This is a genomic window from Pontimicrobium sp. MEBiC01747, assembly GCF_053601635.1.
On record NZ_JBSHNS010000179.1, the window covers coordinates 1 to 9,162 of the forward strand.

Consider the following 9,162-nt stretch of genomic DNA (forward strand, 5'->3'; position numbering starts at 1 on the left):
CAGTAGCATGGAGCGCTAGCCATGGCATTTGCGAACTAAGAACACCAATTGTAAAAATGGCTTACGATACAGATGCGACTGCTACTAATTATGTTATAAAAATTGAAGGTGATAGCTACCCTAAAGAAGGTGCTCCAGGAAATCAATTTCCTTATCGTAAAAGAAACTTCTTAAGAATTTCAGATTCAAAATCATTTAAAGCAGGACTAGAACATGGCAGTTAAAACACAAACGCATTTAAAAGACTGGGAAATCATGGCTGTACCTCAACCAGATGCCAGCGACACAATGTTGATTCTAAAACATGCTAAAAATTCTAATTTAATACCAACACCTCCACACAAAGAAAACGAGCCCAAATTATTTAATAATAAAGTTGCTTTACGACATTTTACTTGGGATGAAAATTTTCTCTCTAGGTTTAAACATGCTCCATTTAATCATCCGTCTATAAAAGAAGCCGAAAACATTATAAAATTATGGCCAGAAGTTTACACACAATTTGGAGATATTATTACGGCATTTAACCCTGTTTTAATACAAGGTATTGAAGACCTGAAAGATTACGGAGGTTCCAACAGCCATCAACCAAATAATACTCTAGGTTCAGTTTGGGCTACAGTACATAACCCTGTATTATTAGCGCAGGCATTAGTACACGAAATGGCGCACAATAAACTCTTTGCTTTAGGGCAGCATTTCACATCTAAAAGCCCTTTATTTAAAAATGAAGACCACGAGCTTTTCGACAGCCCCATTCGGCTAGACATTCCTCGTCCTATTTCTGCAGTATTTCATGGAGTCTATGCTTTTACACACGTACTAGCTCTAGATAACATACTATTTAAAAAAGGGCATACAGATTATAAAAACCAAGTACTAAACGTATTAGAGCATAATGCATTAAGAGTAAAAAAAGGATTGTTTTTAATTGAAAAATGTGCAAAATTAACCGAACAAGGTCAGGCCTTTTTAACTACATTTTCTAAATGGGCAAACCAAGAAATAACAGAAGCTTTAAACACTCTTAAAACCAATATTACAAACAAAGACAAACCTATAATTATTATTGGCCCTAACAGTGATAAAAAAACAGATTTAGTTAAAGCTTTAGAAAAACAATACCAAAAACCAAGTATTACCTCAAAAGAATTATACTTAGCCGTTTTAAGTCAATCCTCGATTATAAAACAGAAAAAAATAGCAATCTATGGATCTCTAGAATTGGTAGAAGTACTTGAAAAAAGTGAAAAATTTTCTGATGTTGAACTGCTCCAAAACTGGTTAACATCTGGCGTTTTTAATATTCAGGAATTGGAGTTTATGCAACTACAACTAGCCAACTATATTCTTAAAAATCACTCAGGTACTATTTTAAATTTTGATGAAGCGCATACCTTTTTTAAACAACCAAAATTTTTAGATCGATTACATCAATTATTTAGAGAGTTTAATGCAAAAGTAATCTATGTACGCCCTGTACTTGCTATAAAAGAAGCTGTAGACTATTTAAGTTCTAATGCTTCAGATAACGACACCAAAAGACTACATGATCTTTTACATAACCCTTCATACAGAACGCTCTCTAATTACACTTTTGATAGTGAAAGCACTATAGAATCTATAGAGAAACAGTTCATTTAAGCGCCTCTACATAAAAGAAAAAAAATTGTAATTACTATTATAAATAATACAAGTATCAATCTTTTATTAAAATATGATTTTTATCAGCTCCTGTAGAAAATATATACTGTAATTTTGAAGTGTTAATCATTTTAATAACCCCCTAAAAAGTACAATTATGAAAACAATTATTGTTCCCGTAGATTTTTCAACATATTCAGAAAACGCTTTAAAAGTAGCTGCTAATATTGCAAAAAAACAAGATGCAGAAATTGTTACTGTTCACATGATGGGTCTTAGCGACGCAGTTATTACCAAAGAAGGTAATTCTATGGAAGGTATGTTTCAAATACAATTAGCTCAAAAACGTTTTGAAGAGTTCCTTGACAAGGATTACTTAGAAGGTATTACAGTACATCAAACTGTAAAAAACTACACTGTTTTTAGTGAATTAGATGATGTAGCTAAAGAACATGATGGAGATTTAATAGTAATGGGATCTCATGGTAGTAGCGGACTTAGCGAAATGTTTGTTGGCTCTAATACAGAAAAGGTAGTACGTACTGCAACTGTTCCTGTTTTAGTTATTAAAGAAGAAGCTAATTTTAATGCTCAAAAAGCCGTTTTTGCTTGCGATTTTAAATTAGAAAGTACTGAGGTGTTTAAAAAAGCAACTGGTTTATTCAAAGCCCTAGGTATGGAAGTAAACTTAGTATTTATTAACCTCCCAGGTGAAGCTTACTTAAGCACTGCAGCAATAGACCAACGTATTGTAGATTTCTTAATTAATTTAGACGCACAAGATAAAGTTTTACCAGAAGACATTACTATTTACTCTGATTATACTGTAGAAAAAGGAGTCTTTAATTATGCTCAAAAAATCAAAGCAGATATTATTGGTATTCCTACTCACGGACGTAGAGGTTTAGCACACTTCTTTTCTGGTAGCATAAGTGAAGATATTGTTAACCATTCTAAATTACCAGTTTTAACGGTAAAGATATAAGGGTAACAAGTAGTTAGTTAACAAAGAAAGCCTTCTATTTTATTAGAAGGCTTTTTACTTTTATTAGTTTTTGTCTTTTTTTAATTCCCATCATATTTACACAACAAAGCCTTACAGTTTTAGCTTTCAATGTAAAAAGAAATAACATAATACTTAATAAGGTTTTAAAGAGTGACTAATATCATTATTTAAGGTAAAAATCTTCACCAAATTTGCAGTAGGTATAATAGATTTTTTTAATCTGAGCAAATTTTAAATAGTATGGAAAATTGTTTCCACTGTGGCGATTTATGTAAATCGGATACTATTCAACATCAAGACAAGTATTTTTGTTGTCATGGTTGTAAAACGGTATTCGATATTTTAAATGATAATGATTTATCTTATTATTACGATTTAGAGCACACGCCTGGTAATACGCCCTTACAAATTGAAGGTAAGTTCGATTTTTTAGAAAACAAAACAATAGCAGAAAAGCTATTAGAGTTCAATGAGCAAAACACACAAATTGTATCCTTACTTATTCCTTCTATTCACTGTAGTTCTTGTATTTGGATTTTAGAACATTTAAGTAAATTAAATCCAGCTATTAAAGCCTCTCAAGTTAATTTCCCAAAGAAAACTGTGCGTATTACATTCTCTTCAGAGGATATAACACTACAAAAACTTGTTATTTTATTATCAAGAATTGGGTATGAACCCTACATATCGTTAGAAGATGCCACTAAAAAACAATCAAAAACAGACAGAAGTCTTATCTATAAATTAGGCGTAGCAGGTTTTGCTTTTGGAAATATCATGTTTTTGTCTTTTCCAGAATATTTTGAAGTTAACGAATTTTGGTTAGAACGTTTTAAACATGTTTTTCGTTGGTTAACTTTTGCATTTGCAATTCCTGTCGTTGCATATTCTGGTATAGATTATTTAATTTCAGCTTACAAAGGACTACGATCTAAGTTGTTAAATATAGATGTCCCTATAGCCATAGGTATCCTTGTGTTATTTATACGCTCATCTATTGAAATTATTATGGACTGGGGAACCGGTTTTTTTGATAGCATGGCTGGTCTTGTCTTTTTTTTATTACTAGGTAAGTTTTTCCAACAAAAAACCTATGCTTTTCTTTCTTTCGAAAGAGACTACAAATCTTATTTCCCTATTGCAGTAACTAAATTAACGAACACTTCTACCAATAAAAAAAGTGAAACACAAATACAAGTTTACGATTTAAAAAAAGGAGATCGTATTATAATTAGAAACTCCGAATTAATTCCTGTAGATAGTATTTTAATAAAAGGAAGTGCTCTTATAGATTATAGCTTTGTAACTGGTGAAGCAGAACCCGTTAGCAAACAATCTGGAGACAAAATATTTGCTGGAGGCAAACAACAAGCTGGAGTTATAGAACTAGAAGTTTTAAAACCTGTAGAGCAAAGTTACCTAACACAATTATGGAGTAATGAAGTCTTTAGTAAAACAAAGACAAGTACAATAGAAACAATTACAAATAGTATTAGCAAACGTTTTACAATAAGCTTATTAATTATAGCAGTAATAGCTACGACATTCTGGTTATTTTACGACAGTTCTAAAGCATTAAATGTATTTACTGCTGTACTTATAGTAGCCTGCCCGTGCGCTATAGCCTTGGCAGCACCTTTTACATTAGGCAATTTATTACGCATCTACGGGAAACATAAATACTACCTAAAAAATACTAATGTATTAGAGAAACTATCTCATATAGATACTGTGGTTTTTGATAAAACTGGAACCTTAACAACAACAAGTAAAAGTGTTATTACATATGAAGGGATACATCTATCAAAAAGCGAAGAAACTTTATTAACTAATACGCTTCGCGCATCTAACCATCCATTAAGCCGAGCCCTTTATAATATTCTTGAAAAGCATGACATTAAAACACTTGATTGTTTTTCTGAAACACTAGGAAAAGGAATCACAGGTTCTATAAATAACAATCATATAAAAATTGGTTCTTATATGTTTGTTACAGAAGATCAAGTAACAGAAAATTCACATAAACGCACAGCAATTCATATAAGTACAAACAACACTTATAAAGGATGTTATGTCTTTTACAATGACTACAGAGAAGGTGTAAAAGCCCTTTTTGACGCATTAAAACCACATTCTGAAATTGTTATACTCTCTGGAGATAATGATGGAGAACAAGCTTATTTAAAAACACTACTACCAAAAAATAGCACATTATTATTTAATCAAAAACCAGAAGACAAACTCAATTATATTAAAGGATTACAAAATAAGGGTAAAAATGTATTAATGATTGGCGATGGTTTAAATGATGCAGGAGCATTGGCCCAAAGTAATGTTGGCCTCTCTATTTCTGAAAACGTAAATGTATTTTCACCTGCTTGCGATGGTATTATGGATGCCTCACGATTTAAAGATATTGCAACATTTTTAGCCCTCTCTAAAAAAGGAATGCAAATTATAAAGTACGCTTTTATATTCTCATTGTTTTACAACTTAATAGGCTTAAGTTTTGCTATAACGGGTAACCTATCGCCTATAGTAGCAGCAATTTTAATGCCTTTAAGCTCTATTAGTATTGTCATTTTTACAACAATAGCAACATATATTTTAGGACAAAAATTAAACATAAAAAATAACGAAAGCTGATAAAAGTCATTCTTTTTAAAAGGTGTCAACAGTAATTTTACAGCATAATTCAGGTAAGGTATGAGTATTATTTATATGCTTCTGGCAATTAGCGTTATAGTAGCGCTTCTCTTTTTTGCCGCATTTATTATTTCTGTTAAAAAAGGGCAGTACGACGATACGTATACACCATCTGTTCGTATGCTTTTTGAAGAAGAAACCATAAAAAAAACAGATACTAAAACTAATCAAAAATCAAAAAGAAAATCAATCATTTTAAATGATCAATCTAATTAACTATGGAAGTACAACAATTCTATTACGATAATAAAATCGTTCGTAAATTTATTGTCGCAACATTATTTTGGGGGATAATAGGAATGAGTGTAGGTTTACTACTCGCCTTTATGTTTCTATTCCCTAATTTAACCGACGGTATCTCTTGGCTAAGTTTTGGTAGACTAAGACCGCTACACACCAATGCCGTTATTTTTGCATTTGTAGGAAATGCTATTTTTGCAGGAGTATACTACTCTACCCAACGTCTTTTAAAAGCACGTATGTGGAAAGATTGGTTAAGCAATTTAAATTTTTGGGGCTGGCAACTTATTATTGTAGGAGCAGCAATAACGCTCCCTTTAGGCTACACTTCTTCTAAAGAATATGCAGAGCTAGAATGGCCTTTCGATATTGCTATTGCACTTATTTGGGTTGCTTTTGGAGCAAACCTTATTGGTACTATCCTAAAAAGAAGACAACGTCATTTATATGTTGCAATTTGGTTTTACTTAGGCACTTTTGTTACTGTAGCCGTGCTTCATATTGTAAATAGTATGGCAATTCCTGTAAATGGATTAAAAAGTTACTCGATGTACGCTGGTGTACAAGATGCCTTAGTGCAATGGTGGTATGGTCATAATGCAGTAGCATTTTTCTTAACAACTCCATTTTTAGGTTTAATGTACTACTTCGTACCTAAAGCTGCAAATAGACCTGTATATTCCTACAGGTTATCTATTGTTCACTTTTGGTCTCTAATATTTATATACATATGGGCTGGTCCGCACCATTTATTATACTCTGCATTACCAGATTGGGCACAAAATTTAGGTGTTGCCTTTTCTATAATGCTAATCGCGCCTTCTTGGGGTGGAATGATTAACGGTCTCTTAACTCTGCGCGGTGCATGGGATAAGGTGCGTACCGACCCTGTTTTAAAATTCATGGTTGTAGCCATTACTGGTTATGGTATGGCAACTTTTGAAGGCCCAATGTTATCCCTTAAAAACGTTAACGCAATCGCCCATTTTAGCGACTGGGTTATTGCACACGTACACGTGGGAGCATTGGCTTGGAATGGGTTTTTAACTTTTGGTATGATTTACTGGTTAATTCCTAAACTATTTAAAACTAAATTATGGTCTAATAAACTGGCCAATGCACACTTCTGGATTGGTACATTAGGTATTATACTATATGCATTGCCAATGTATGTTGCTGGTTTTGTACAAGCATCTATGTGGAAACAATTTAATCCAGATGGTACACTTACTTATGGTAACTTCCTAGAAACAGTAAGTGAAATTATACCAATGTATTGGATGCGTGCTATTGGTGGTACCATGTTTATTGTTGGAGCTTTAATAGGTGTTTATAATGTAATTATGACTGCTCGTGCTGGTAAAAAAGTTACAGACGAACTTGCTGAAGCGTTACCATTACAACGTGTTACTAAAAAACGAACTGCAAAAGAAGGGTACCATACTTGGTTAGAAAGACGCCCAGTAAAATTAACCATATTTGCTACTATTGCTATTTTAATTGGTGGTATGGTACAGATTATTCCATCATTAATGGTAGACGATTATGTTCCAGTTATTACAAGTGTAAAGCCATATACTCCTCTAGAATTAGAAGGTCGTGATTTGTATATAAGAGAAAGTTGTGTCTCTTGTCACTCGCAAATGATAAGACCTTTTAGAAGTGAAGTAGAACGTTATGGAGAATACTCTAAAGCCGGAGAATATGTTTACGATCATCCATTTTTATGGGGAAGTAAACGTACAGGTCCAGATTTAATGCGTATTGGTGGGAAATATTCAGACAACTGGCATTTAAATCACATGTACGATCCACAAAGTACTTCAGATGGCTCTATTATGCCTTCATACAAATGGTTAGTTAGAAACGAATTAGATAAAAGCCAAACTACAGCAAAAATGAAAGCTATGGTAAGTCTAGGTGTCCCTTACAGCGATGAGGACATTGCTAACGCAGAAGCGTCTATGAAAGCACAAAGTTTACAAATAGAAAAAAACTTATATAACGACCCCGATTTTGTAAAAACTTATGAAGCAGATAAAAAGTATGCGGAAGAAAATGGGGAACCATTTATAGAAATGAGAAACCGTGAAATAGTTGCCATGATTGCCTATTTACAACGTTTGGGAACAGATATAAAAATAAAAAATACTGATGGCACAACTGCCGAGTTAAAATAATATAGCTATGTTGAAATTTATTAAAGGAAACTTAGAAAACATAGATGGAGTAGAGATTTATCCAATTATTTCATTACTCATATTCTTCATCTTTTTCACCATATTATTTTGGTGGGTATTTACAGCAAAAAAAGCACACATTAATGAGGTTAGCAATATTCCGCTAGCAGACGATACTATTAACACAAACGAACCTTTACTATGAGAACATCAGCATCATTTTTAAGATTATTACTATTCTTTGTCTGCGCAGTCATTATAATAGAATGGGTATATCCAGGAGAGCAATGGGCCATGTTAACAGAGCCAATATTGTGGGCCATAGTTTCTGGATTGATGTTATTTGCTTTTGCTTTTGAAATATGTATCGCTGCCCTAGAAAATGTACTATTTAAAACATTAACCCCAGAGCAACAGGAGAGTTATAAAGCAAAACGTAATTTAGAAAAACAAAACCGCTTTAAATGGTTAAAAGATAATTATAAAAAAGCTTTAGGAAGTAAAGCATTAGAAGAGGAACACGAAATTATATTAGACCATAACTACGATGGTATAAAAGAGCTAGACAACAATTTACCACCTTGGTGGGTGTGGGGATTTTATGGAACCATCCTATTCGCTGTAATATATTTGGTACGTTTTGAAGTATTTAACGATTATAACCAAGCAGAAGAATACGAAATTGCTGTTGCAGAAGCTAATATTAAAATTGCTGAATGGAAAAAAACAGCTAAAGATTTAGTAGATGCAAATACTGTAACATTACTAACCGATGCTTCCGATTTAAAAGCAGGGCAAACCATTTTTAATGCCAATTGTGTTGCTTGCCATAAAGCTGATGGTGGTGGAGGTATTGGTCCTAATTTAACAGATAAAAACTGGATTTTAGGAGGTGGTATAAAAAATGTATTCAATACAATTTCTGAAGGTGGTAGAGATGGAAAAGGAATGATTTCGTGGAAGTCTGATTTAAAACCATCTGAAATTGCTCAAGTAGCGAGTTACGTTTTAAGCTTTCAAGGTACTACGCCGGCAGAACCAAAAGAAGCCGAAGGCGATATTTGGATAGACCCAAATGCTTCAGAAGACACTAAAGCACAAGATATAAAAGTAGAAGAAACTATCGAAACTGTAAAAGATTCTACTGCAGTAAACGTCTCAATGACGAATTAAACATACATGGCAGAACAAGGTCAACATAATTTTAGAGATACTATAGGCACGCTTAACGAAGAAGGCAAGCGTGCTTGGGTATTTCCTAAAAAACCATCTGGTAAATGGTACCAATACCGTAAATATGTAAGTTATATTTTATTAGCTTTTTTATTTTCGGCACCCTTTATCAAAATTAATGGGAATCAATTTTTAATGTTTAATGTTTTAGAA

The 9,162-nt window shown here is 32.9% G+C and carries 8 protein-coding genes and 1 pseudogene; all 9 read left to right on the plus strand.

The genetic code is table 11. From position 1 onward, the window contains the following. Window positions 1–224 (plus strand): hypothetical protein (locus tag ACVC2P_RS05570; protein WP_452597485.1); only part of this gene is annotated, 224 nt, incomplete at its 5' end. Then, a complete protein-coding gene (locus tag ACVC2P_RS05575; protein WP_452597486.1) occupies window positions 214–1,644 on the plus strand; it encodes an aKG-HExxH-type peptide beta-hydroxylase in 1,431 nt (476 codons plus the stop codon). The genes ACVC2P_RS05570 and ACVC2P_RS05575, both read left to right, overlap by 11 nt. A gap of 157 nt (window positions 1,645–1,801) precedes the next feature. Then, complete coding sequence (locus tag ACVC2P_RS05580; protein ID WP_452597487.1) at window positions 1,802–2,629, plus strand: universal stress protein; 828 nt, start codon at window positions 1,802–1,804, stop codon at window positions 2,627–2,629. A gap of 261 nt (window positions 2,630–2,890) precedes the next feature. Next, the gene (locus ACVC2P_RS05585) at window positions 2,891–5,296 is read left to right on the plus strand and encodes a heavy metal translocating P-type ATPase (RefSeq protein WP_452597488.1); all 2,406 of its coding nucleotides are present in this window, start codon (window positions 2,891–2,893) and stop codon (window positions 5,294–5,296) included. A gap of 60 nt (window positions 5,297–5,356) precedes the next feature. Then, window positions 5,357–5,572 carry a cbb3-type cytochrome oxidase assembly protein CcoS gene (gene ccoS, locus ACVC2P_RS05590; RefSeq protein ID WP_452597489.1) on the plus strand — a complete coding sequence of 72 codons (216 nt, stop codon included), beginning with the start codon at window positions 5,357–5,359 and terminating at the stop codon, window positions 5,570–5,572. A gap of 2 nt (window positions 5,573–5,574) precedes the next feature. Next, window positions 5,575–7,776, plus strand: a complete 2,202-nt coding sequence (gene ccoN / locus ACVC2P_RS05595) for a cytochrome-c oxidase, cbb3-type subunit I (RefSeq protein WP_452597490.1) — start codon at window positions 5,575–5,577, stop codon at window positions 7,774–7,776. 7 nt (window positions 7,777–7,783) lie between these two features. Beyond that, window positions 7,784–7,981 (plus strand): CcoQ/FixQ family Cbb3-type cytochrome c oxidase assembly chaperone, encoded by a 198-nt coding sequence (locus ACVC2P_RS05600; protein ID WP_452597491.1) that lies wholly within the window; start codon window positions 7,784–7,786, stop codon window positions 7,979–7,981. After that, a complete protein-coding gene (locus ACVC2P_RS05605) occupies window positions 7,978–8,949 on the plus strand; it encodes a cbb3-type cytochrome c oxidase N-terminal domain-containing protein (protein ID WP_452597492.1) in 972 nt (323 codons plus the stop codon). The genes ACVC2P_RS05600 and ACVC2P_RS05605 overlap by 4 nt, the downstream gene beginning before the upstream one ends. A 6-nt stretch (window positions 8,950–8,955) precedes the next feature. After that, window positions 8,956–9,162: pseudogene (locus tag ACVC2P_RS05610) on the plus strand (cytochrome c oxidase accessory protein CcoG); the annotation flags it as partial.